We start from the raw sequence: 23147 nt of genomic DNA, 5'->3' as shown, positions 1-23147 counted from the left end.
ACGAGACGTCCGGGCGTAGACACGAGGACAACTGTATGCAGAGCGCAGGGGCGGCGGTGCACACGTTCCGGTCACCGGCTCGGGCACCCGCGGGCCGTAGTAGCGTCGCCCCCGTGCACTTCGTCATCATGGGCTGCGGCCGCGTCGGCGCCTCGCTCGCCCGGGCCATCGAACGGGCGGGCCACGAGGTGGCCGTCGTCGACCAGGACGAGTCGGCCTTCCGCCGCCTCGGCACCTCGTTCGAGGGCCGCACGGTCACCGGGGTCGGTTTCGACCGCGACACCCTGCGGGCCGCCGGCATCGAGAACGCCTACGCCTTCGCCGCCGTCTCCAGCGGTGACAACTCGAACATCCTCGCCGCCCGCGTGGCCCGCGAGAAGTTCGGCGTCGAGAACGTCGTCGCCCGCATCTACGACCCGGGCCGCGCCGAGATCTACCAGCGCCTCGGCATCCCCACCGTCGCCACCGTGAAGTGGACGAGCGACCAGATGCTGCGACGCCTGCTCCCGCAGGGCCACGTCCCGAGTACACCGACCCGTCGGGCCAGGTCGTCATCGCCGAGATGTCGGTCGCCGCGCCGTGGATCGGGCACCGGGTCAGCGAGATCGAGGCGGCCACCGGCGGGCGGATGGCCTACCTCACCCGGCTCGGCGACGGCTTCCTGCCCACCCTCGACACGGTGTACCAAGAGGGCGACCTCATCCACCTCGCCCTGCGCCGCGACGACCTCGCCACCGCCGAGCGCGTCCTCGACGCGCCGCCCCCCGCCCACTGAGCCGAAAGAGGCACCTGTCCATGCGCGTCGTCATCGCCGGAGCCGGGAGCGTCGGGCGCTCGATCGCCCGCGAGCTCATCCGCAACGGCCACCACGTGCTCCTCGTCGACCGCGAGGCCGACGGCGAGCGGGTGTCGAAGGTCCCCGACGCCAGCTGGCTGCAGGCCGACGCCTGCGAGATCGAGGCCCTCTCCGAGGCCGGGCTCGCCGAGTGCGACGTCGTCGTCGCCGCGACCGGTGACGACAAGGTCAACCTCGTGCTCTCGCTCCTCGCCAAGACCGAGTTCGGGGTGCCGCGCACCGTCGCCCGCGTCAACAACCCGAAGAACGAGTGGATGTTCGACGAGGCCTGGGGCGTCGACGTCGCCGTCTCGACCCCGCGCCTCATGACCGCCCTCGTCGAGGAGGCCGTGAGCGTCGGCGACCTCGTACGGATCTTCGAGTTCCAGCAGGGCCGGGCGATGATGGTCGAGATGACCCTGCCCGTCGGCAGCCCGTACGCCGGGTCGCGCGTCGGCGAGGTGCCGTTCCCCGGCGACACCGTGCTCACCGGCATCATCCGCGACGGGCACCCCATCGCCCCGAGCCGCGACGACGCGCTCGAGCCCCTCGACGAGCTGCTCTTCGTGACGACACCCGAGGCCGAGCCCGAGCTCGAGTCGCTGCTCTCCCCCGGTCGGCGCCACAAGCGCGAGGAGGACCCGGAGGGCTAGACCGCCTCCGCGTCCTCGGCGTCGTCCGCGTCCTGCGCGTCGTCGGCCCCCGGGCCCGCACCGGGCTCGAGGGGCGTGTGCCCCGACACGAGCATCCAGCCCATGACGGCCAGGCCGGCGACCCAGAGCGGCCAGCCGAGGACGATCTTGGCCGCCCCGAGCAGCGTGACGTGCGAGCCGAGGTACAGCGGCACCATGATGCCGAGCCGCACGACGTAGATCGCCACGAGCACCCACGTGAGGCGGGTGCAGACCCGGACGAGCCCGCGGTCGCGGCGCCAGCCGAACGGGTCCTCCTGGGCGCGGGGGTCACCGGCGCCGACGATGAACCCGACGGCGGGCCACCGCGTCGCGATGGACACCAGGGTGGCGACGAAGAAGCCGACGCTCGTGAGGATGCCCGGCAGGAAGGCGTCCTCGGCCTGCCCCGAGCGCAGCGCGAAGAAGGCCGCGACGGCGGTGGCGAACACCGCACCGAGCACGTGCTGGAGGGAGGAGCGCTGCACGACGCGGACGGCGGCCAGGACCAGCGCCACCCCGATGGCGGCGATGGCCGCGGTGCGCACGTCGTGGTCGGTGAGCGACCAGGCGAGGACGAAGACGACGGTGGGCAGGGCGGTCTCGACCGAGCCGCGCCAGCCGCCGAGGGCGACCGACAGGCGGTGGCGGATCAGCGCCTCGACCGTCTCCGCGCGCGGGGCGGGGGCGTCGGGGACGGGGGCCGTCACGGCTTCGGGAGGATCTCGTAGGCCGGGTTGAAGATCGTCGGCGAGCCCTTGACGGTGGTCACCCGCCCGCGGGCGCGCACGAAGGTGCCCGGCTCGATGCCGCCGATGGAGCGCCGCCCGACCCACACGAGGTTGACCGCGCCCTGGCCGTCCCAGACCTCGGCGACCAGGGCCGGCACGCTGGTGCGCGGCGGCAGCGTGACGGTGCGGACGGTGCCGCAGACGCAGGCCGAGTGCCGCGGGGCGAGCGCCGTGAGGTCGTCACCGCCCTCGGACACGGTCTGCTCGCGCAGCTCGTCGGCGTGCTGCTCGGTGGAGGTGCGGGCCAGGTCGCGCAGCCGCTCGCGGACGCCCATCAGCGCACCTCGGTGATCTCGGGGCCCCGCTCGAACGGGTCGAGGGTCTGCTCGTCGTCGGCGTCCGACTCGGGGCGACCTCCGGGTGGGCGTCCTGCGGGAGGACGAGGGGCAGCAGCTCGCGGGGGGCCATCGGGTCGGTGCCACGGACGACGACGACGTCGCGCAGGACCTCGAGCAGCGCCTCGGCGGCCGCCTCGTCGATGGCCGCGCGGCCGGAGAGGACGCCGCGCAGGAACCAGCGCGGGCCGTCGACGCCGACGAAGGTCGCCGGCGCGAAGACCGTGCGACCGTCCGGGCCGGCCGAGGGCATGCGGGTGCGCAGCTGCGTGCCGAGGTCGGTGGTGTGCTCCTCGACGGTGCCGCCCTGCTGCTCGACGGCCATCGCGATCTCGCGCCGGATCTCGCGCCACAGCCCGCTGGAGCGCGGGGCCGCGAAGGCCTGGAGCTGGAGCGCGGACTCGCCGATGACGGCGGTGGCCGCGTTGACCTGCTGGGTCTCCTGCTCGACCTCGAGGCGCAGCTCCATCCCGGGGACGCCGCGGACCCAGAGCGACCCGAGGTCGACCCGGCCGTCACGCCCGGGGACGTCGGCGACGTCGAAGGGGCCGCCGTCGCGGGCGGGCGCCTCCTCGGCGGCCTCGTCCTCGGCGGACCCGTCGGCCTCCTCGGCCTCGACGGCGTCGTCGGGCTCGAGCGCCTCGGTGGGCTCGGGGCCGGTGGTCTTGCTCCTGCGGAAGATGCTCACGGTGGTGGGGTCCTCGGGTGTCAGGTGGTCGGCGGGTTCACCGGCGACCGGTGGAGCCGAAGCCCCCGGTGGACCCGTGTCCAGTCTCCCCCCGCGCGCTGTCCGGAAGCGAATCGGCCTCCGAGAACTCGCCGTGGAGGTACTCCTGGACGACGAGCTGGGCGATGCGGTCGCCGACCCGCACGGTGAACGGCTCGGTGGGGTCGAGGTTGACGAGGTTGACGAGCACCTCGCCGCGGTACCCGGAGTCGACCGTCCCCGGGGCGTTGACGATGCTCACGCCGTGGCGGGCGGCCAGGCCCGAGCGCGGGTGGACCAGCCCGACGGTGCCGGGCGGCAGGGCGAGCGCGAGGCCGGTGGGCACGAGGGCACGTTCGCCGGGGGCGAGGGTCAGCTCGGCCACGCTCGTGAGGTCGGCGCCGGCGTCGCCGTCGGTGCTGTAGCGGGGCAGCACCGCGTCCGCGTGCAGGCGCCGGACGGCGACGGGGACGCGGGTGGGTGCGGCCACCGGTCGGTCGCGGCCGCCGGTCAGGCGGCGCACTCCCGGCAGACGAGCACGCCGGCGCGCTCACTGGCGAGCTGGCTGCGGTGGTGCACGAGGAAGCAGCGCGAGCACGTGAACTCGTCGGCCTGGCGCGGCAGCACCCGGACCGACAGCTCCTCCCCGGAGAGGTCGGCGCCGGGCAGCTCGAACCCCTCGGCCTGCTCGGTCTCGTCGACGTCGACGCTCGAGGCGCGCTTGTCGACGCGACGGTTCTTCAGCTCCTCGATGGAGTCCTCGGAGAGCTCGTCGTCGGTCTTGCGCGGTGCGTCGTAGTCGGTTGCCATCGTCGGTGTCCACCCTTCGTCGTGCGATCGGCCGGGACAACGCACGGGGTCCCGGCTTTGTGCCCGCGCCGTCGCCGTGCGCGCCAGATTGTGCACCATCGACGGTGAGCACCGCCACGCGGGTCCACACCACGACCCGGGCGCTCGTCGCGGACGTCTCAGGCGGGGGGTCCGACCGACCCGACGTGGCGGGCGCTCAGCTCGCGCACGAGGGTCGAGAGCTCGACGGCGATGCCCGGCGCGGCGGCCCAGGTGAGGTCGCGCGTGCTCACCCCGTCGACGGGTCCGCCGACGACGGCGCCGGCCTCGGTGGCCACGAGCTCGCCGCCGGCGCGGTCCCACGCGTTGAGCCCGGTCTCGTAGTAGCCGTCGAGCCGCCCGCAGGCGACGGAGCACAGGTCGAGGGCGGCGCTCCCGTGCCGCCGGACGTCGCGGACCCGGGGCAGCAGCTCGACGAGGGCCCGGGCCTGGCGCTCGCGCACCCCGGCGTCGTAGCCGAACCCGGTGCCGACGAGGGACAGGCCGAGGTCGCTGACCGGGTTGGCGTGCACGACGCGCGTCCCGGCGGGCGTGGTGAGCCGGGCGCCGCCGCCGAGGTGGGCGTGGAAGAGCTCGCCGGTCGGGGGGTTGAGCACGGCGGCGGCCACGGTGCGCCAGGCGCCGGGCACCTCCGGGTCGCCGACGACGGCCGCGACGGACACCGCGTACTCGGCCATCCCGTAGAGGTAGTTGATGGTGCCGTCGATGGGGTCGACGACCCAGGTCACCCCGCTCGTGCCGCCCGGCCGCCCTCCTCCTCGCCGAGCACCGCGTCGTCGGGGCGCAGGGCCGCGAGCCGCTCGAGGAGCAGCTCCTGGCTGCGCTGGTCCATCTCGGTGACGACGTCGGTGCGGGTCGACTTCGAGCTGGTGCCGAGCTCGGCGGGCCGGTCGTCGACGACGAGCCGGCCGGCGTCGCGCGCCACGTCGCAGGCCACCTGCTCGAGCGCGACCGGGTCGAGGCCGGCGGGCAGTGACGGCGCGGTGCTCATCGGTCCCGTCCGCAGAGCGCCGCCTTCGCGACGCGCAGGTTGGGGCAGCAGCCGGGGTCGCACACCGAGGGCCGGACGTCGCCGGGCAGCCAGGTGTCGGGGACGACGACCTCGCCGCGGGCCTCGGCCGCCCGCTCGAGGAGCAGGTCGACGAGCGCCTCGACGAACCCGTCGTCGCCGTGCGGGGTGGCCACGCGGACGAACGGCACCCCGACCCGCTCGGCCGTCTCGGCGGCCTCGGTGTCGAGGTCGTGCACGACCTCCATGTGGTCGGAGACGAAGCCGATGGGCACGACGACGACCGGTGCGGTGGCGTCCTCGGCCGCGAGCTCCTCGATGCGGTCGTTGACGTCGGGCTCGAGCCACGGCTGGCTCGGCGGCCCCGAGCGCGAGCAGAACACGAGCTCGCCGCGCAGGGTGACGCCGAGCTCGGCACCGACGGCCTCGTCGAGCCGCCGGGCGAGGCGCAGGTGCTGGTCGGTGTAGAGGTTGCCCTCGCCGTCACCGGGCCCGGACGTGTCGTCCATCGCGAGCGGCACCGAGTGCGTCACGTAGAGGATGCGCGCGGCGGCGGGGTCGGGCAGCCCGCGCAGGGCCTCGACCATGGCCCGCGTCCAGGCCCGCCCGAGGCCGGGGTGGTGGACGTACTGGCGCACCTTGTCGACGACCAGCCCGTCGGCGGCGGGGCCCACCTCCTCGAGCGCGGCCGCGAGGTCCTCGCGGTACTGGCGGCAGGAGGAGTAGCAGGAGTAGGCGCTCGTGAACAGCGAGACCACCTGTGTCGCACCGAGGTCGAGCGCCTCGTGGAGCGCACCGGTGAAGAACGGCTCGGAGTTGCGGTTGCCCCACACGACCGGCACGTCGATCTCGCGCCGGGCCAGCTCGGCGCGCAGCCGGGCCAGCAGGTCGCGGTTGAGGGCGTTGATGGGGCTCACACCACCCCGGGCGTCGTAGTGCTCGGCGACGACGGCGAGCCGCTCGTCGGGGATGTTCCGGCCGGCCGTGACGCGGCGGAGGAAGGGCATCACCTCGTCGGGTGCCTCGGGTCCCCCGAAGGACCCGAGGAGCACCACGTCGTACGGGGAGAGGTCGGCGGACGCATCGGGCATGGCACCACGCTATCCGGGCAATCGCGCCGCGCCCGGCGTGGGCTCCACGATCCGGGCGCCCCGCGGTGGCATCGTCGGCCTGACGACGAGTGACCCGGGAGACCGACATGCAGGACCTTCGCCTGATCGGCGTCCACGAGGACGGTCAGCACCTCCTGCTCGCGGACGCCGACGGGGGCCGGTTCCGGCTGTCCCTCGACGAGCCCCTGCGAGCCGCCGCACGCCGCGACCGACCGCGGCTCGGCCAGCTGCAGATCGAGATGGACGGCGGCATGCGCCCGCGCGAGGTGCAGGCGCTCATCCGGCGCGGCCTGTCCGCCGAGGAGGTCGCCGACCGCTCCGGCTGGACCGTCGAGAAGGTGCGCCGCTTCGAGGGCCCGATCCTCGCCGAGCGCGAGCACATCGCCCGCATCGCCCGCGGCTGCGCCGTCGGCACCCGCGGGCCGGCGCCCGTCTCCCTCGCCGACCGCGTCTCGGAGCGGCTGCGCGACCGCGGTGTCGACCGCGATGAGATCGAGTGGGACTCCGCCCGCGACGAGGAGGGCGTCTGGCAGCTGTCGATGACCTTCGCCGCCGGCGGCCGGCGCCGCACCGCCACCTGGCTCTACGAGCCCCTCGGCGGCTCGGTGACCCCGAGCAACGACGAGGCGCGCTGGATGAGCGAGGAGTCGACCTCCGGCCTCATCCCGACCCCGCACCGGGCCGCGACCTCCCCCGAGCTCGACGTGTACGACGTCGACGCCGACGGCGGCATCGAGCGGGCCGCCGCCCAGCGCGCACCGCACGAGCCCATCGACCTCATGGCCGCGATGCGCGAGCACAGCGCCCGCGGGCGGCGCTCGCGCCGCCGCTCCTCCCCCACGCACACGCCGGGCGAGGACGGCCCCCGCGACGACGCCCTGCCCATCGAGGAGCTGGCCGGCGACCTGTCGCAGGCCGGCCCGCCGCCCGCCGCCCGGGCCCGCAAACCGGTGCGCGAGCACCTCGAGGAGCCGAGCCGCGCCCGGACCATGGTCGGTGGCTGGCCCGAGGACGACGAGCCGCAGCGGCCCGAGACCGACTCGACGCGCGCGGCGCCGGACGAGAGCCCGGCCCGCACGGCGTCGAGCGCCTCCGCGGGGTCGGCCTCCGCGTCGGGGTCGCGCCGCGGCCGGCCGAGCGTCCCCAGCTGGGACGACATCGTCTTCGGCACCAAGGGCTCCGGCCCCGCCTGACACCTCGGCGCCACCTCGCACGCCCCGTGGTGCCGATTCCGTGGCGCCGGACGACCCCGGACTGGCACCGTGTGTCCCATGACGGGGACGGCGGACGCGTGATGGGGCTCCGGCGCACCAGGGCCCTGCTGGTCGCGGCCGGGCTCGTCGCGACCCTGGCCGGGTGTGCCGGTTCCGATCAGGCCACCGACCGGGTGGGTCCCGCCGTGGACCCCGTCGTGGTGCCGGCCGCCTGCACGACCGCGAGCTCGAGCATGGACGTCGTGGCCCACCAGGACGACGACCTCCTCTTCATCTACTCCCCCACGGCGTCCGACGTGGCCGCGGGCCGGTGCGTCACCACGGTGTACCTGACGGCCGGCGACGACGGCCTCGGCCGGTCGTACTGGGAGGGCCGTGAGGCCGGCGCGATGGCCGCGTACGCCGGGATGGCCGGTGTGGGCAACACCTGGACGACCACGAGGATGCGCACCGCGTCCGGCCAGGTGGTCCTCTCCCAGGCGCTCGACGGGACGCACGTCCGGCTGGTCTTCCTGCGGCTGCCGGCCGGCAGCCCCCGCGGGCGCGCCGTCCACCACCACGAGTGCCTCAGCAGGCTGCGCGCGGGGACCGGCCCGGTGGTGCACGCCGTCGACGGCACCGCGAGCTACTCGAGCGCGTCGCTGCGGGCCACCCTCACCGGGCTCATGACGACGTTCCACCCGGGCGTCGTGCGCACGCTCGACTACACCGACCCCACCGGGGACGGGGACCACACCGACCACCACAACGTCGCGTACTACACGTACGAGGCCCAACGGGCCTACACCGTGCCGCACCGCGTGGAGGGCTTCCGCGGCTACCCGATGGGCCGGCTGCCCGCCAACCAGCCCGAGGCGGTCGACGCGCGGAAGCTGGCGACCTTCCTCGCCTACGCCGCGCACGACTCGCACGTCTGCCAGTCGGCCGCGGCGTGCCGGGACGACCGGAGGTACGGGTCGTGGCTGCGGCGCACCTACCCCGTGTCCGGACCGCCGGCGCCCGCCGTCGAGAGCGGGACCTGAACGTCGCGCCGGCCCGGCCGCGCTCGCCGCTCAGAGGGGCGGGGGCACCGGGCAGGCGTCGAGGTCGAACGGCAGGGTGTCCGGGGTCGGGGAGGCGGCCCGGGCGGCGTGGCTGTTCATCCGGCGCATGTGGTGGCGGCGGCAGAGGACCTCGTACTCGACGAGCCCGGCCGAGGCCGCCGCGGTGTCGCCGACGACCACCTGCTCGCCCTCGACGACCATGACGCCGTCGACGATGCGGGCGTTGTGCGTGGCCCGGCGCCCGCACCAGCACAGGGCCTCGACCTGGAGCACCTCGACGCGGTCGGCGAGCTCGATGAAGCGGCGCGACCCGGGGAAGAGCTCGGTGCGGAAGTCGGCGGTGATGCCGAACGCCGTCACGGCGATGCCCAGCTCGTCGACGAGCCGGGCCAGCTGCTCGACCTGCGCGGGCGTGTAGAACTGCGCCTCGTCGCAGATGACGTAGTCGACCCGGTCGCCCGCCGTCAGCTGGGCGACGACGACGTCCCAGAAGTCGAGGTCGTCACCGACCTCGACGGCTGTCGTCTCGAGCCCGAGGCGCGAGGAGAGCACCGACTCACCCGCCCGGTCGAGCTTGGTGAAGATCAGGCCGCGCCGGTCGCGGGCGCGCTGGTTGTGGTCGATCTGCAGCGCGAGCGTCGACTTGCCGCAGTCCATCGTCCCCGAGAAGAACACCAGATCAGCCACGGGCGAACACCCTAGGCGACCCGGGCCGGCACGTGGAGCACCGGCACGTCGAGCTCCTCGCCGGTGAGCGACCCGTGCATCCCGAGCAGGGCCAGCAGCTGCGGGCGCATCCGGGAGGAGTCGACGACGGCGAGGTCGTCGGCCGAGGCGACGACGACGTCGCCGATGCGGGCCAGGTTCGCCGGCGCCACGGGTCCGAACCACCCGGCGGCGACCGCCTCCTCGCGGCTGCGGACCCAGGCCCGCTCGCCCAGCCGCGCCGACCAGACGGCGGCGACGTCGGCCGCGGCCCCCGGCCGGCAGTAGACGTAGGTGGCGCGCGGCTCGCCGCCGAGCAGGTGCACGCCCTCGAGCAGCGCGGGCTCGTGCGCGACGTCGACCCGGGTGCCGAGCGGGCAGGCGACCATCCCGTGGTCGGCCGTGACGGTGAGCGAGGTGTCGTCGGGCAGGCCGGCGGCCAGGCGCGACAGCTCGCGGTCGAGGGACTCGAGCTCGGCGGTCCACTCGAAGGACTCCGGGCCGTGCACGTGGCCGAGCTTGTCGACCTCGCCCCAGTAGAGGTAGACGAGCGAGCGCGGCGAGGAGCGGACGGCCCGCAGCGCGGCGTCGACCCGGGCGGCGAGCGACTCGGCGGCCGTGAAGCGCCCGCCGCGCAGCGCGGCCCGGGTCAGCCCCGAGCCGTCGAAGAACCCCGGGCCGATGCGCACGACCTCCACCCCGTCGGCGGCGGCCCGCTCGAACCAGGTGCGGCCGGGCTGCCAGCGCTCGGGGACGGGGCCGTCCTCCCAGGACAGCTCGTTGAAGACACGGTCCTCGCCCGGCACGAGGACCTCGTAGCCGAGCATCCCGTGCTCCCCCGGCGGCGTCCCCGTGCCGAAGGTGCCCATCGAGGTGGCGGTCGTCGCCGGGAAGCCCACCGGCACCCGGTGGGTGGCCGCGGCGTGCGCGCGCAGCCAGGGCGCGTGGCCGAGCCGACGCGCCAGCTGGTCGGCGCCGAGCCCGTCGACGAGGACGACGACGGCGCGGCGGGCGGGCGGCAGCGCCAGCCGTCCGGACCACGTGGGCTCGCCGGCCACCGACGGCACCCCGAGGCCGGCGCAGACGCTCGGCAGGACGTCGGCCAGGCTCGCGGTCGCGTGGTCGGGCGCGACCGGCGCGGGCACCCTCAGCCCTTGCCGATGGCGGAGGACAGGTCGCGCGCGAACGACAGGGCGTCGGCGAGCCGGTCGTCGCCGTCGGCGGCCGCGGAGATGCGCAGCGCGATGTCGTCGCCGGTGATGGTGCCCTCGTAGCCGTGGTCGGCGTCGCAGTCGGGGTCGCTGCACGAGGCCGGCACGAGGTCGACGCGCGCGACCGTGCCCCAGCCGAGCGTGAGGGTGACCTCGCGGCCCAGGCTGCCCGGGACGTAGCTCTCGGGGTTCTCGACGACGTGGGTGAGCATGACGCCCTTGACCGCGTCGAGCGGGATCGACTCGGTGGTGGCCGTGGCGACGTCCTGGGGCGCCGGCGGCTCGTCGGCGTGGTCGTCGAGGTGCGCGATGAGCAGGCGGGAGGGCGTGAGGACGAGGACGGTGATGTGCCGGCGCACGACGTCGCGGTCGAACGTGGTCTCGAGGTGCACGAGGTGGCCCTCGATGCGCTCGCCCGACAGCGCGGCCGCGACGACGTCCACCACGAGCGCCGGGTAGTAGCCCGCGCGCTCGATCGAGAGGACGAGGTCCTCGGGCAGGACGGGGGCGTGGTGCGCGCTGGTCATGGCCCCATCATGCCGCGCCGCGCCGACCGCCCGCGGCCACCCGGCGCCGGGGCCGCCTCAGGTGAGCGAGCGACGGCCGGGGTCCATGCGCCGCGGCGCCGGCGCGAGGGTGATCTCGGCCCCGAGCACCTCGACCCCGCCCGGGTGGGCGTTGACCGGGTTGAGCACGAGGGAGGCGATCTCGGGCATGTCGTCGGCGAGCACCGAGACCCGGCCGATGAGGTCGGCGAGCGCGGCCCGGTGCACCGGGGTCTGGCCCCGGTACCCGTGGAGGACGGGCGCGGCCTTCACCGACGAGATCAGCTCGGAGACGGTGACGTCGGTGAGCGGGGGATGCGGTGCGCGACGTCGTCGAGCAGCTCGGTCGGCAGGCCGGCGACCGAGAAGCCGATGACCGGGCCGAACAGCGGGTCCTCGTCGGAGGTGACGACGCACGCGACGCCCTCCGAGGCCATCTTCTGCACGACGAACCGGTCGGCCTGGAGGGGCGCGAGACGCTCGCTGAGCGAGGCCCACGCCGTGCGCACCTCCTGGGCGTTGACGAGGTCCACCCGGACCCCGCCGCTGCCGCCCTGGTGACGCACCATCGGCGCGACCGACTTGAGCACCACCGGGTAGCCGAGCCCGTCGGCCGCGGCCACGGCGTCCTCGACGGTCTCGACCTCCTGCTGGCCCCAGACGTCGACGCCGTACGCCGCGAGCAGCGCGGTCGCCTCGTCGTGGGTGAGCCGGCGCCCCTGGGGCTGACCGACAGCACCGTGCCGACGACGTCCTCGGCGATCCGACGGTTGATGCCGACCGGCGCGACGGGTGTGCCCTGGTCGCGGGAACGCCACTGCCCGTAGCGGGTTGCCGCAGCCAGCGCCCGCACGGCGTCCTCGGGCATCGCGTAGACGGGGATGGCCCGCACGCCTCCCCCGCCGGTGCCCTTGACCGAGCTGTGGCCGTCGTCGACCCCGCGCAGGCCGAGGAAGGTGGCGACGCACGGCTTGTCGGACGCGGCCGAGGCGTCGCGGACGGCGGCGGCCACCTGCTCGTCGCCGGTGGCCAGCGGGGGGATGAAGCAGGTGACGACCGAGTCGACCCCGGGGTCCTCGAAGGCCCGGTCGAGGGCGGCCCGGAAGTCCTCGGCCGATGCCTCGCTCGGCAGGCAGACCGGCCCGTGCGCCACGGTGAGCTTCCAGCTGGTGCAGGCGTCGGCGGTCAGGGCGCCGAGCGCCGCGGAGTTGCCGACGATGGCCACGCGGTCGCCGGCGGGCAGGGGCTGGTGCACGACGAGCTGGGCGATGTCGAAGAGCTGGTGGACGTTCTCGACCCGGATGACACCGGCCTGCTTGAGCATCGCCGAGAAGACCTCGGGCCGAGCCTTGGTCTCGCGCACCGTGTGCCCGGGTGGCACGCCGAAGCGCGACACCCCGGACTTGACGACGATGACCGGCTTGATGAGGGCCAGCTTGCGGGCGATGCGCGAGAACTTGCGCGGGTTGCCCATCGACTCGAGGTAGAGCCCGACGGCCTCGGTGGCCTCGTCGTCGATCCAGTACTGCATGAAGTCGTTGCCGGACACGTCGGCCCGGTTGCCGGCCGACCCGAAGGTCGAGATGCCGAGGTTGCGGCGGGCGGCCGAGGCCAGGACGGCGATGCCGAGCGCCCCGGACTGGGCAAAGAGGCCGAGGTGCCCGGGCGGCGGCAGGGTCGGTGCCAGGGTCGCGTTGAGCCGCACGTCGGGGTCGTTGTTGATGATGCCGAACGAGTTCGGGCCGATGACCCGCATCCCGGCGCTGCGGGCCCGGCGGACCAGCTCGACCTGGAGGGCCGCCCCGCCCGGGCTCTCCTCGGCGAACCCCGCCGAGACGACGAGCAGCGCCTTGACACCGGCCTCGGCGCACTCGTCGACGACCTCGAGGACCGCCGGGGCGGGGACCGCGACGATGGCCAGGTCGACCGTCCCCGGCACGGCCGAGACGGTCGGGTAGCAGGTGAGCCGGCGCAGCTTCTTGACGTGCGGGTTGACCGGCACGACCCGTCCGGCGAACCGGCTCTCCAGCAGCCGGTCGAGCAGCTGGCCGCCGAAGGTGTCGGTGCGCCGGCTGGCCCCGACGACGGCGATGGTCCGCGGCGTCAGCAGGGCCCGCAGGCTCTGGGCCTCGGCGCGGTGCTCGCGGCTCATCTCGACGGCGCGCGAGCGGTCGGTGGGCTCGATGTCGAACCCGACCTCGACGACGCCGTCCTCGATGCGCCGGGCCACCTCGTAGCCGGCGTCGGAGAAGACGGCGAGCATCTTGCGGTTCTGCGGCAGCACCTCGGCGGTGAACCGGGCGATGCCGAGGTCGCGGGCGATGGCCGCGAGGTGCTCGAGCAGCACCGAGCCGATGCCCTTGCCCTGGTAGTGGTCGCTGATGTTGAACGCGACCTCGGCGCTGCGCCCGTCGAGCCGGTCGAAGCGCCCCACCCCGATGATCTCGTCGCGCATCGTCACGACGAGGGCCACCCGGTCGACGTAGTCGACGTGCGTGAAGCGCAGGACGTCGGCGTCGGAGAGCCGGCGCAGGGGCGCGAAGAAGCGCAGGTAGATCGACTCGTCGGACTGGGCGTTGTGGAAGCGCTGCAGCGCGTCGCCGTCGTCGGGGCGGATGGGCCGCAGGCTGGCGACGGTGCCGTCACGCAGCACGACGTCGGCTTCCCAGGAGGTGGGGTATCCCGGGGGAGCGTCGCCTCCGCCATGCCCCATCCTGCCACCCGCGAGGGGTGCCCCGCGTCGGGGCACACTGGGCGGCGTGGAGCTCAGCGAGGTGGTCCGGCGGCGGCGGATGGTGCGGCGGTTCGACCCCGACGTCCCGGTTCCCGAGGAGGTCGTCCGCGAGCTCGCGGCCCTCGCCGTACGGGCTCCGAGCGCCGGCTTCACCCAGGGCTTCGACCTCGTCGCGCTCCTCGCCCCGGCCGACCGCGACCGGTTCTGGGCGGCAGCGAGCGAGCCCGGGCGCACCGACGCCTGGCTGCGGGGCGTCTCGGCCGCCCCCGCCCTCGTCGTCTTCCTCTCCGACCCCGGTGCCTACCTCGACCGCTACGCCGAGCCCGACAAGGGCTGGACCGACCGCTCCCCGGACCGGTGGCCGATCCCCTACTGGGACACCGACACGGCGATGGCCGCGATGCTCGTGCTGCTCGGTGCCGAGGACCGCGGCCTCGGCGCCCTCTTCTTCGGGGTCCCCGGGCCCCGGCACGCCGCCGTCCTCGAGGCCTTCGGCGCGCCGGCCGGGCGGCGGGTCGTCGGCGTCGTGGCCCTCGGCACCGAGGCCGCGCGGGTGTCCGGGTCGAGCCGCACCCGGCGCCGCCGTCCGCTCGACGAGGTGCTCCACCTCGGCCGGTTCGGAGTGTCGTGACGGACCCGCGGCCGGCGTTTGTGAGGATGGTGCCGATTCCTGCCGCGATCGCGTCCGCGGCTCCCGCCGACCCGAGGTAGTCCCCACCCCATGGCCAAGCGCACGAGCCCTCCGCCCCCGAGGACGACCTCGGACGGGTCGTCGACATCGACGTCGAGGAGGAGATGCGCTCGGCGTTCCTCGAGTACTCCTACAGCGTCATCTACAGCCGGGCCCTGCCCGACGCACGCGACGGCCTCAAGCCGGTGCAGCGCCGCATCCTCTACGGGATGTCCGAGCTCGGGCTGCGCCCGGACCGCCCGCACGTCAAGTCCTCGCGCGTCGTCGGCGAGGTCATGGGCAAGTACCACCCGCACGGCGACCAGGCGATCTACGACGCCCTCGTGCGCCTGGCCCAGCCGTGGACGATGCGCCTGCCCCTCGTCGACGGCCACGGCAACTTCGGCTCCCTCGACGACGGCCCGGCCGCCTCCCGGTACACCGAGGCCCGGATGGCCCCCGCCGCCCTGCTCATGGTCACCGGCCTCGACGAGGACACCGTCGACTTCGTCCCGAACTACGACGACTCGATGACCCAGCCCGGGGTGATGCCGGCCGCCTTCCCCAACCTGCTCGTCAACGGCACCAGCGGCATCGCGGTCGGCATGGCGACGAACATGGCGCCCCACAACCTCGTCGAGGTCATCGGCGCCGCGCGCCACCTCATCGACCACCCCGACTGCTCGCTCGACGACCTCATGAAGTTCGTGCCCGGCCCCGACCTGCCCGGCGGCGGCCGCATCATCGGGCTCGACGGCGTCCGCGACGCCTACCTCACCGGGCGCGGCAAGTTCCTCACCCGGGCCACCGCCCGGGTCGAGAAGCTGACGCCGCGCCGGATGGGCATCGTCGTCACGGAGCTGCCGTACCTCATCGGTCCCGAGAAGGTCATCGAGCGCGTCAAGGTGCTCGTGCAGTCCAAGAAGCTCCAGGGCATCAGCGACGTCAAGGACCTCACCGACCGCAAGAACGGCCTGCGCCTGGTTTTCGAGGTCAAGAACGGCTTCAACCCCGACGCCGTCCTCGAGGCGCTCTACAAGCACACGCCGATGGAGGACTCCTTCGGCATCAACAACGTCGCCCTCGTCGACGGCCAGCCGCAGACCCTCGGCCTCAAGGACCTGCTGCGCACCTACGTCGACTTCCGCATCGACGTCGTCCGCCGCCGCACCGAGCACCGGCTCGGGAAGCGCAAGGACCGCCTCCACCTCGTCGAGGGCCTGCTCATCGCGATCGTCGACATCGACGAGGTCATCCAGCTCATCCGGGCCAGCGACGACGCCGCCACCGCCAAGGCCCGGCTCATCGACGTCTTCGACCTCTCCGACGCCCAGGCCGAGTACATCCTCGAGCTCCAGCTGCGCCGGCTGACGAAGTTCTCGCGCATCGAGCTCGAGGCCGAGCGCGACGAGCTGCAGCGGCTCATCGAGGAGCTCGAGGCCATCCTCGCCGACGAGAAGCTGTTGCGCCGCACCGTCTCCGGCGAGCTCGCCGACGTCGCCAAGGCCCACGGCACGCCGCGCCGCACGGTGTTGCTGGAGTCGGCCGGCACGCCCGCCACGCAGGCCACACCGCTCGAGGTCGCCGACGACCCGTGCTGGGTCCTGCTGTCGTCCACGGGCCTGCTGGCCCGCACCTCCGACGCCGAGCCGGTGCCCGCCGAGGGCCCGCGCGCCAAGCACGACGCCGTCGTCGGGGCCGTGCGCACCACGGCGAGAGGCGAGTTCGCCCTCGTCACCTCGCGAGGTCGGATGATCCGGATGTCCGCCCTCGAGCTGCCCGCCCTGCCGCCGCTCGGTGGCGCGCCGAGCCTGTCGGGCGGTGCGCCGCTGGCGGTCTACGTCGACCTGCCGCGCGGCGAGGAGCCGCTGACCATCGTGCCGCTCGACGCCGACGCCCCGGGTGTCGCGCTCGGCACGGCGCAGGGCGTCGTCAAGCGGGTCACGACCGACTACCCCGGCCGCCCCGACTGGGAGGCCATCTCGCTGCGCGACGGCGACAGCGTCGTGGGCGCCGTACCGCTGCGCGACGGCGACGCCGACCTCGTGTTCGTCACGAGCGACGCCCAGCTGCTCCGCTTCCCGGCCTCGGCCGTGCGACCCCAGGGGCGGGCCGCCGGCGGCATGGCCGGGATCCGGCTCTCCCCCGGGGCCTCCGTCGTCTTCTTCGGCGCGGTCGACCCCTCCTCCCAGAACGTCGTCGTCACCTCCTCCGGGTCCTCGGACGCCCTTCCCGGCACCCAGCCCGGGTCGCTCAAGGTCACCCCGTTCACGGAGTACCCGGCGAAGGGTCGCGGCACGGGAGGCGTTCGGGCACACCGGTTCCTGCGCGGCGAGGATGCCCTCGTCCTCGCGTGGGTGGGCGCCCTCCCGGCCCGCGCGTCCGGGGCCGGCGGCGTCGCCCTCGAGCTGCCGGAGGCCGTCGGCCGGCGCGACGGCTCGGGCGTCGCGTACCCGGCGGTCATCGCCGGCATCGGGTCACCCGTCCGCTGACCGCGCGCGGGACACCCTCCCCACGAGGAGGGTCCGCGTCGCGCTGTCCGTCCGAGATCCGGTTGCCGACGTCCGCGTTACGGAATCGTTACGCCCCACGCTCGGCCGTCCGTTGACCCGGGTGTGTAAACGCTTTTACCTTTGGTCCGGTTCCCCTCACCGCCGAGGCATCCCGTCTCGGCGCGACCCAGTGAAAGCGAGGCGGGCAATGGCCCTCAACTCGAAGCGCAAGGCGGCGGCCTTCGTCGGCATCGCCGCCATGTCGCTCGTGACCGCGGCGTGCGGCTCCGGTTCGGACTCCGGCGACGGCAGCGACGGCACTGCTGCCGACACCAAGGACTACAGCAAGTGGTGTGACCTCAAGTCCGAGCTCACGGGCAAGTCGGTGAGCATCTACACCTCGATCGTCACCCCCGAGGACGCCTCGCACAAGGCGTCGTACAAGGCGTTCGAGGACTGCACCGGCGTCACCATCAAGTACGAAGGCGACAAGGACTTCGAGAAGAACCTCCCGCAGCGCGCCCAGAGCGGCAACCTGCCGGACGTCGCCTTCATCCCCCAGCCGGGCCTCCTCCAGACGATGGTCGACACCGGCAAGGCGATCCCCGCCACCGAGACCGTCGGCAAGGAGGTCGACCAGTACTTCGGCGAGTCGTGGCGCAAGTACGGCTCCGTCGACGGCACGCTCTACGCCGCCCCGCTCGGCGCGAACGTCAAGTCCTACGTCTGGTACTCCCCGAAGGCGTTCGCGGACAAGGGCTACAAGGTTCCCACCACGTGGGACGAGCTGATGACGCTCACGGCGAAGATCGCCGCCGACGACCCGGCCGCCAAGCCGTGGTGCGCCGGGTTCGGCTCGGGCACGGCCACCGGCTGGCCGGGCACGGACTGGGTCGAGGACGTGCTCCTGCGCACGGCCGGCGCCGACACCTACGACCAGTGGGTCGCGCACAAGATCCCGTTCAACGACGCCAAGGTCGCCGACGCCCTCTCGAAGGTCGGCGCCATCCTCAAGGACGCCAAGTACACCAACGGTGGCTTTGGCGCCCCGTCGACGATCGCCTCGACGACCTTCCAGGACGGCGGCCAGCCGATCCTCAAGGGCAAGTGCTACATGCACCGCCAGGCCTCGTTCTACGCCTCGAACTGGCCCGAGGGGACCAAGGTGGCCGAGGACGGCGACGTGTGGGCCTTCTACCTGCCGAGCGTCGACACCTCCACCAAGCCGGTCCTCGGCGGTGGCGAGTTCGTGACCACCTTCCGTGACGCCCCCGAGGTCAAGGCCTTCGCCGCGTTCCTCGCGTCCCCGGACTGGGCCAACGCCAAGGCCAAGGCCACGACCGGTGGCGGCTGGGTCAGCGCCAACAAGGGGCTGGACCCGAACAACCTCGTCTCCCCGATCGACCAGCAGTCGGCGAAGATCCTCGCCGACCCGGCGGCGGTCTTCCGGTTCGACGGCTCGGACATGATGCCGAGCGCCGTCGGTGCGGGCACCTTCTGGTCGGAGATGACCAACTGGATCAAGGGTCAGGACGACAAGACCACCCTCGACAACATCGAGAAGTCCTGGCCGACGAACTGACCCCGGTCAGCACGTAGGCAGAACCCCCAGTGCCGGTGGGCGGGGCCCAGCCCCGCCCACCGGTGGTCCCCAGTACCCGGAGGTGTGCATGTTCGCCACGTCAGTCATCACCGCGGACGCCGGCGGCGCCGCATCGCGGCTCGGGACCATGGTCCTCGGCCTGGCCGTCTTCGCCGCCGTCTTCGTCGGCATCCTCCTGCTGGCCTCCCTCTTCAAGGGACGCCGCGGGGAGAAGATCCAGGCGGCCGCCTTCGTCGGGCCGACCATCTTCTTCATCGCGATCGCACTGATCTACCCCGCGATCCTCACCATCCGCCGGGCCTTCTACTCCGGCAAGTTCTTCGACCTCAACTTCGGCACCCCTCGCACCCGCGGCAAGTTCGTCGGCTTCGACAACTTCGCCGCCCTGTGGACCACGCCCGGCCTGCCGGAGGTGTTCCGCAACACCGCCTTCTGGGTGATCCTCGTGCCCCTCTTCGCCACCGGCGTCGGGCTGCTCTACGCCATCCTCATCGACCGCGCCCGCGGCGAGGCCGTGGCCAAGGCCCTGATCTTCCTCCCGATGGCCATCTCGATGGTCGGCGCGACGCTCATCTGGAAGTTCGTCTACTTCTACAACGGCGACCCCGGCTCCTCCCAGGTCGGCCTGCTCAACGCCGTCATCACCAAGCTGGGCATGGACCCGGTCGACTTCATCGGCAACGCCCCGGGCAACACGTTCTCGCTCATCGCGATCATGATCTGGATCCAGGCCGGTTTCGCGATGACCGTGCTCTCGGCGGCGATCAAGGCCATCCCCGACGAGATCATCGAGGCCGCCAAGCTCGACGGTGTCAAGAGCCTGCAGATGTTCCGGTTCGTCACCCTGCCGAGCATCCGCCCCTCGGTCATCGTCGTCCTCACGACGATCGCCATCGGCACCCTCAAGGCCTTCGACATCGTCCAGGCCTCCTCCGGTGGCAAGTTCGGTGACTCGATCCTCGCGAACGAGTTCTACAACCGGTCCTTCGTCACCCAGCAGCCGGGCCTCGGTGCGGCGATCGCCATCGTCATCTTCCTGCTCGTCTCGCCGATCATCGTCTTCAACGTCATCCAGCTGCGGAAGGACGCCTGATGAGCACCGCCACCCCTCCCCCTCCGGTCTCCGGAGCGGTCGCCGACGCGGCCTCCGACGTCCACCTCGACACCCCGGCCGGGCGCCGGCGCCGCAAGTCCTCCGCGGGTAACGCCGCCAGGGCGGTCACCTCCCCCTGGGCCTCCGCGATCGCCATCGTCCTGGCCCTGGCCTGGACCACCCCGACCGTCGGCCTGCTCGTCACCTCCTTCCGCAACCAGAAGGACATCCAGGAGACCGGGTGGTGGCACGCGCTCTCCACCGGCTTCACGCTCGACAACTACTCGCAGGTGCTCGGTGGCGCCGAGGGCCAGCCGCCGCTCACCGACTTCATCGTCAACAGCTTCGTCATCGCGATCCCGGCGGTGTTCCTGCCGCTGCTGCTCGCCTCGCTCGCGGCCTACGCCTTCGCGTGGATCGAGTTCCCGTTCCGCAACGCCCTGTTCGTCGGTGTCTTCGCCCTGCAGATCGTTCCCCTGCAGATCGCCCTGCTGCCGCTCGTCACGATGTACCAGCAGATCGGCATCAACGGCACGTACTGGGCACTCTGGTTGTCGCACAGTGCGTTCGCGCTGCCGCTGGCCGTCTTCCTCCTCCACAACTTCATGAAGGAGATCCCGGCCTCGCTGCTCGAGGCGGCCCGGGTCGACGGTGCGGGCCACGTCCGCATCTTCTTCCAGGTGCTGCTGCCGCTCATCACGCCGGCCCTGGCGTCGTTCGGCATCTTCCAGTTCCTGTGGGTCTGGAACGACCTGCTCGTGGCGATCACGATGCTCGGTGGCAACGCCGGTGAGGGCAGCCTCGCCCCGCTGACGATGGTGCTGAACAACATCAGCGGCACCCTCGGCAACCGGTGGTACCTCATGTCCGCGGCGGCGTTCATCTCGATCGCCTTCCCGGTCATCGTGTTCCTCAGCCTCCAGCGGTACTTCGTCCGCGGGCTCCTCGCCGGCGGCACGAAGGGCTGAGCCGGCCCGAGGGGACGATGTCATCAGCACGATCACCGATGTGGCGCGGGCGGCCGGGGTCTCGGTCGCCACGGTCTCCCGCGCCCTCCGGGGTCTGGACCGGGTCTCCCCCGAGACCCGGCAACGGGTCCTCGACGTCGCCGAGGAGCTGCACTACGTCGCCTCCCCGACGGCCACGTCGCTGGCCTCCGGTCGGACCCGGGTCGTCGCCGTCGTCGCACCGTTCCTCACCCGGTGGTTCTTCGCGACCCTCGTGAGCGCCATCGAGAAGGAGCTGCGCTCGCACGGGCACCACGCGATCCTCTTCGACCTCGAGGACGACAGCTACGACCAGCGGCTGCCGTTGACCCAGGGCATGCTCTGGAAGCGGGTCGACGGCGTCATCACCCTCAACGTCCCGATGGGAGACGAGGAGATCGAGCTCGTCGACCGGCTCGGCCTCCCGCTCGTGGCGATCGGCTCGGCGGTCCCCGGCCGCCCGTGCGTGCGCATCGACGACCGGGCGACGATGCGCACCGCCGTCGAGCACCTCATCGACCTGGGCCACGAGCGGATCGGCTACATCGGCGACGTGCCCCGCAACGTCGCCCACGTCCAGACCCCCAGGACCGCCTGAGCGCCTTCCGCGAGACGATGGCCGGCGGTGGGCTGCCCGTCGTCGAGGCCTGGATCCTCGGCTCGGACTGGACGGCCGAGGCCGCCGCCCGCGACAGCGCGGAGCTGCTGGTGCTCGCTGACCGCCCGACGGCGATCGTCGCCGCGTCCGACGAGATGGCCATCGGCGTGCGCGAGAGCGCGCGCCGGCTCGGCCTGCGGGTGCCCGAGGACCTCTCGGTCATCGGCATCGACGACTACGTGCTCTCCGAGGTGCTCGGGCTGAGCACCGTGCGCCAGGACGTCGCCGCGCAGGGGCGTGAGGCCGCCCGGCTCCTGCTGCGCTCCCTCGTCGGCGACGAGCAGCCCACCGAGGAGGTCGTCGTGATGCCGACCGAGCTCGTGCGGCGCGACTCCACGGGTCCGGTCCCCCGCGGCTGACGCGAGCCGTCCCGGTCAGTTGACGGTGTCGTCGCCGGCCAGCTCCTCGGGGTCGCGCAGGTAGGTCTTCTTGCCCCGCAGCGCCCGGTTCGCGAACCACGTGACGGCCCAGAGGACCACGCCGATGGCCAGCAGCCACCCGGCGATGACGTACTGCTCCCCCGCCCGTCCGGTCCACGGCCCGACGAAGAACGCGCAGAGCAGGGCGCCGAGCACGGGCAGCAGCGTGGGGGCGACGAAGTGCGGCCGGTCGATGGGGTCGCGCCGCAGGACGAGCACGCAGACGTTGACGATCGTGAACACCCCGAGGAGCAGCAGCGACGTCGTGCCGCCGAGGGTCTCGGTGGCCGAGCTGCTCGCCTTCGAGACGTAGGCGATGAGCCCGAGTGCGAGCGCGGTGGTGAAGAGGATGGCCGCCCACGGCGTCTGGCGCTTCGCGTGCACCTTCCCGAGGAACGGCGGCAGCACCTCCTGGTGGGCCATGCCGTAGAGCAGGCGGCTGGCCATGAGCATGTTGATGAGCGCGGAGTTGGCGACGGCGAACATCGAGATGAACGGGAGCAGCGTGTCGATGGGGATGTTCGGTGCGGCCTTCTCGACGACGGTGACCAGCGGCGTCTCGCTCTTGCCGAGCTCGCCGACCGGGACGATGGCCACCGAGAACAGCGAGACGAGCAGGTAGATCGTCCCGGTGATGCCGAGCCCGGTGATCATCATCTTCGGGAAGTTGCGCACCGGGTCCTTGGTCTCCTCGGCCATGTTCACCGAGTCCTCGAACCCGACCATCGCGAAGAAGGCCAGCGAGGTCGCCGCGGTGACGGCCAGGAAGGCGCTCTTGTCGCTCGGGCTGTCGAAGACCATCGTCCGGCTGAAGTCGGTCGTCCCGGCGAAGAGGGCGTAGAAGCCGACCATGATGACGAGCAGCAGCCCGGAGAGCTCGACCGAGGTGAGCACGATGTTGGCCTTGACCGACTCGGCGACCCCGCGGAAGTTGACCGCGGCGACGAGGGCCATGAAGGCCAGGGCCAGCAGGAGGATGAGGTTGGTGTCGTCGCTGTCGAGCCCGAAGCCCTTGGCGAGGTTGGAGGCGAAGGCCCGCGAGGCCGTCGAGGCGCTCGTGATGCCCGAGCACATGACGGTGAAGGCCACGAGGAAGGTCACGAAGTGGATGCCGAACGCCTTGTGCGTGTAGAGCGCCGCGCCGGCCGCCTGCGGGTACTTCGTCACGAGCTCGAGGTAGCTGAAGGCCGTGATCATCGCGATGACGAAGGCGACGAGGAACGGCACCCACGCCGCGCCGCCGACCTCCTGGGCGACCTTGCCCGTCAGGGCGTAGACACCCGTGCCGAGGATGTCGCCGACGATGAAGAGCAGCAGCAGCTTCGGACCCATGACCCGCTTGAGCGCGGTCGGTTCCTCCCCCGCGACCTCGCCGGTCTGCTCGACGTCGGTGCTCATGGCCTGCTCCCCTCGGCGGACGCCGCCGGACCGGGCGTCGGTGCGCACCACTGTGGCGTGGCCGGCCG

20 protein-coding genes and 4 pseudogenes are annotated in these 23147 nt (G+C 73.1%); 11 read left to right on the top strand and 13 right to left on the bottom strand.

Going from position 1 to position 23147, the window contains the following annotated elements; all coding sequences use genetic code 11:
• Positions 1–113 precede the first annotated feature (113 nt).
• Positions 114–775: pseudogene (locus G7075_RS05585) on the top strand (TrkA family potassium uptake protein).
• 20 nt (positions 776–795) lie between these two features.
• Positions 796–1488 carry a TrkA family potassium uptake protein gene (locus G7075_RS05580; protein WP_166119727.1) on the top strand — a complete coding sequence of 231 codons (693 nt, stop codon included), beginning with the start codon at positions 796–798 and terminating at the stop codon, positions 1486–1488.
• Here the strand turns inward: G7075_RS05580 and G7075_RS05575 are convergent.
• From G7075_RS05575 to G7075_RS05545, 7 genes and pseudogenes are all read right to left on the bottom strand, one after another.
• Positions 1485–2216 carry a DUF3159 domain-containing protein gene (locus G7075_RS05575; protein WP_166119725.1) on the bottom strand — a complete coding sequence of 244 codons (732 nt, stop codon included), beginning with the start codon at positions 2214–2216 and terminating at the stop codon, positions 1485–1487. The genes G7075_RS05580 and G7075_RS05575 overlap by 4 nt on opposite strands.
• Positions 2213–2572, bottom strand: a complete 360-nt coding sequence (locus G7075_RS05570; protein WP_166119722.1) for an OB-fold nucleic acid binding domain-containing protein — start codon at positions 2570–2572, stop codon at positions 2213–2215. The genes G7075_RS05575 and G7075_RS05570 overlap by 4 nt, the downstream gene beginning before the upstream one ends.
• Positions 2478–3320, bottom strand: coding sequence for a DUF3710 domain-containing protein (locus G7075_RS05565; RefSeq protein ID WP_240917910.1), 843 nt, complete (start codon positions 3318–3320; stop codon positions 2478–2480). Before G7075_RS05565 ends, G7075_RS05570 begins: the two co-directional genes overlap by 95 nt.
• Positions 3321–3357: 37 nt before the next feature.
• A complete protein-coding gene (dut, locus tag G7075_RS05560) occupies positions 3358–3828 on the bottom strand; it encodes a dUTP diphosphatase (protein ID WP_166119719.1) in 471 nt (156 codons plus the stop codon).
• Positions 3829–3848: 20 nt separating this feature from the next.
• A complete protein-coding gene (locus G7075_RS05555; protein WP_166119717.1) occupies positions 3849–4148 on the bottom strand; it encodes a DUF4193 domain-containing protein in 300 nt (99 codons plus the stop codon).
• Between the two features lie 158 nt (positions 4149–4306).
• Positions 4307–5178 (bottom strand): annotated as a pseudogene (locus tag G7075_RS05550) (inositol monophosphatase family protein).
• Positions 5175–6287, bottom strand: a complete 1113-nt coding sequence (locus G7075_RS05545; RefSeq protein ID WP_166119714.1) for a ferrochelatase — start codon at positions 6285–6287, stop codon at positions 5175–5177. Before G7075_RS05545 ends, G7075_RS05550 begins: the two are co-directional and overlap by 4 nt.
• 107 nt (positions 6288–6394) lie before the next feature.
• Here G7075_RS05545 and sepH point away from each other — a divergent pair, with 107 nt between their 5' ends.
• Together sepH and G7075_RS05535 are read left to right on the top strand one after the other, a co-directional pair.
• Positions 6395–7501, top strand: coding sequence for a septation protein SepH (gene sepH / locus G7075_RS05540; protein WP_166119711.1), 1107 nt, complete (start codon positions 6395–6397; stop codon positions 7499–7501).
• A gap of 206 nt (positions 7502–7707) precedes the next feature.
• Entirely contained in the window at positions 7708–8544 is an 837-nt protein-coding gene (locus tag G7075_RS05535) for a PIG-L family deacetylase (RefSeq protein WP_166119708.1), read from the top strand.
• A 30-nt stretch (positions 8545–8574) separates the two neighbouring features.
• Here G7075_RS05535 and G7075_RS05530 read toward each other — a convergent pair whose 3' ends face one another.
• From G7075_RS05530 to G7075_RS22500, 5 genes and pseudogenes are all read right to left on the bottom strand, one after another.
• Positions 8575–9252, bottom strand: coding sequence for a thymidine kinase (locus G7075_RS05530; protein ID WP_166119705.1), 678 nt, complete (start codon positions 9250–9252; stop codon positions 8575–8577).
• An 11-nt stretch (positions 9253–9263) separates the two neighbouring features.
• Positions 9264–10415 carry an alkaline phosphatase family protein gene (locus G7075_RS05525; protein WP_166119703.1) on the bottom strand — a complete coding sequence of 384 codons (1152 nt, stop codon included), beginning with the start codon at positions 10413–10415 and terminating at the stop codon, positions 9264–9266.
• Positions 10416–10417: 2 nt separating this feature from the next.
• Positions 10418–11008 (bottom strand): DUF5998 family protein, encoded by a 591-nt coding sequence (locus G7075_RS05520; RefSeq protein ID WP_166119700.1) that lies wholly within the window; start codon positions 11006–11008, stop codon positions 10418–10420.
• A 57-nt stretch (positions 11009–11065) separates the two neighbouring features.
• A pseudogene (locus G7075_RS22505) lies at positions 11066–11844 on the bottom strand (acetate--CoA ligase family protein).
• 500 nt (positions 11845–12344) lie between these two features.
• A pseudogene (locus G7075_RS22500) lies at positions 12345–13739 on the bottom strand (GNAT family N-acetyltransferase); the annotation flags it as partial.
• Positions 13740–13785: 46 nt separating this feature from the next.
• On the opposite strand from G7075_RS22500, the gene G7075_RS05510 reads away from it, so the two are divergent.
• From G7075_RS05510 to G7075_RS20845, 7 genes are all read left to right on the top strand, one after another.
• Positions 13786–14391, top strand: a complete 606-nt coding sequence (locus G7075_RS05510; protein ID WP_166119697.1) for a nitroreductase family protein — start codon at positions 13786–13788, stop codon at positions 14389–14391.
• A 164-nt stretch (positions 14392–14555) separates the two neighbouring features.
• Positions 14556–16922 carry a DNA topoisomerase (ATP-hydrolyzing) subunit A gene (locus G7075_RS05505; RefSeq protein WP_166119694.1) on the top strand — a complete coding sequence of 789 codons (2367 nt, stop codon included), beginning with the start codon at positions 14556–14558 and terminating at the stop codon, positions 16920–16922.
• 208 nt (positions 16923–17130) lie between these two features.
• Entirely contained in the window at positions 17131–18504 is a 1374-nt protein-coding gene (locus G7075_RS05500) for an ABC transporter substrate-binding protein (RefSeq protein WP_166119691.1), read from the top strand.
• An 88-nt stretch (positions 18505–18592) separates the two neighbouring features.
• The gene (locus tag G7075_RS05495) at positions 18593–19618 is read left to right on the top strand and encodes a carbohydrate ABC transporter permease (RefSeq protein WP_166119689.1); all 1026 of its coding nucleotides are present in this window, start codon (positions 18593–18595) and stop codon (positions 19616–19618) included.
• The gene (locus G7075_RS05490) at positions 19618–20586 is read left to right on the top strand and encodes a carbohydrate ABC transporter permease (RefSeq protein ID WP_166119686.1); all 969 of its coding nucleotides are present in this window, start codon (positions 19618–19620) and stop codon (positions 20584–20586) included. The genes G7075_RS05495 and G7075_RS05490 overlap by 1 nt, the downstream gene beginning before the upstream one ends.
• Positions 20587–20626: 40 nt before the next feature.
• Complete coding sequence (locus tag G7075_RS20850; protein WP_240917909.1) at positions 20627–21202, top strand: LacI family DNA-binding transcriptional regulator; 576 nt, start codon at positions 20627–20629, stop codon at positions 21200–21202.
• A gap of 17 nt (positions 21203–21219) precedes the next feature.
• On the top strand, positions 21220–21621 hold the full coding sequence (locus G7075_RS20845) for a LacI family DNA-binding transcriptional regulator (protein ID WP_240917908.1): 402 nt from the start codon (positions 21220–21222) through the stop codon (positions 21619–21621).
• Positions 21622–21636: 15 nt separating this feature from the next.
• On the opposite strand, the gene G7075_RS05480 is transcribed toward G7075_RS20845, so the two are convergent.
• Positions 21637–23079 carry an APC family permease gene (locus G7075_RS05480; protein ID WP_240917907.1) on the bottom strand — a complete coding sequence of 481 codons (1443 nt, stop codon included), beginning with the start codon at positions 23077–23079 and terminating at the stop codon, positions 21637–21639.
• Positions 23080–23147 lie beyond the last annotated feature (68 nt).

This window comes from Phycicoccus sp. HDW14, assembly GCF_011383005.1.
Taxonomy (GTDB): domain Bacteria; phylum Actinomycetota; class Actinomycetes; order Actinomycetales; family Dermatophilaceae; genus Phycicoccus.
The sequence above is the reverse complement of the archived record's forward strand: the minus strand, read 5'-3'. Positions and strand labels throughout refer to the sequence as shown.

Excerpts from the sequence above, each read along its gene's own strand:
- G7075_RS05580 (WP_166119727.1), top strand. The coding sequence starts at position 796 with ATGCGCGTCGTCATCGCCGGAGCCGGGAGCGTCGGGCGCTCGATCGCC.
- G7075_RS05570 (WP_166119722.1), bottom strand. The coding sequence starts at position 2,572 with ATGGGCGTCCGCGAGCGGCTGCGCGACCTGGCCCGCACCTCCACCGAG.
- G7075_RS05555 (WP_166119717.1), bottom strand. The coding sequence starts at position 4,148 with ATGGCAACCGACTACGACGCACCGCGCAAGACCGACGACGAGCTCTCC.
- G7075_RS05545 (WP_166119714.1), bottom strand. The coding sequence starts at position 6,287 with ATGCCCGATGCGTCCGCCGACCTCTCCCCGTACGACGTGGTGCTCCTC.
- sepH (WP_166119711.1), top strand. The coding sequence starts at position 6,395 with ATGCAGGACCTTCGCCTGATCGGCGTCCACGAGGACGGTCAGCACCTC.
- G7075_RS05520 (WP_166119700.1), bottom strand. The coding sequence starts at position 11,008 with ATGACCAGCGCGCACCACGCCCCCGTCCTGCCCGAGGACCTCGTCCTC.
- G7075_RS05505 (WP_166119694.1), top strand. The coding sequence starts at position 14,556 with ATGCGCTCGGCGTTCCTCGAGTACTCCTACAGCGTCATCTACAGCCGG.
- G7075_RS05500 (WP_166119691.1), top strand. The coding sequence starts at position 17,131 with ATGGCCCTCAACTCGAAGCGCAAGGCGGCGGCCTTCGTCGGCATCGCC.
- G7075_RS05495 (WP_166119689.1), top strand. The coding sequence starts at position 18,593 with ATGTTCGCCACGTCAGTCATCACCGCGGACGCCGGCGGCGCCGCATCG.
- G7075_RS05490 (WP_166119686.1), top strand. The coding sequence starts at position 19,618 with ATGAGCACCGCCACCCCTCCCCCTCCGGTCTCCGGAGCGGTCGCCGAC.
- G7075_RS20845 (WP_240917908.1), top strand. The coding sequence starts at position 21,220 with ATGGCCGGCGGTGGGCTGCCCGTCGTCGAGGCCTGGATCCTCGGCTCG.
- G7075_RS05480 (WP_240917907.1), bottom strand. The coding sequence starts at position 23,079 with ATGAGCACCGACGTCGAGCAGACCGGCGAGGTCGCGGGGGAGGAACCG.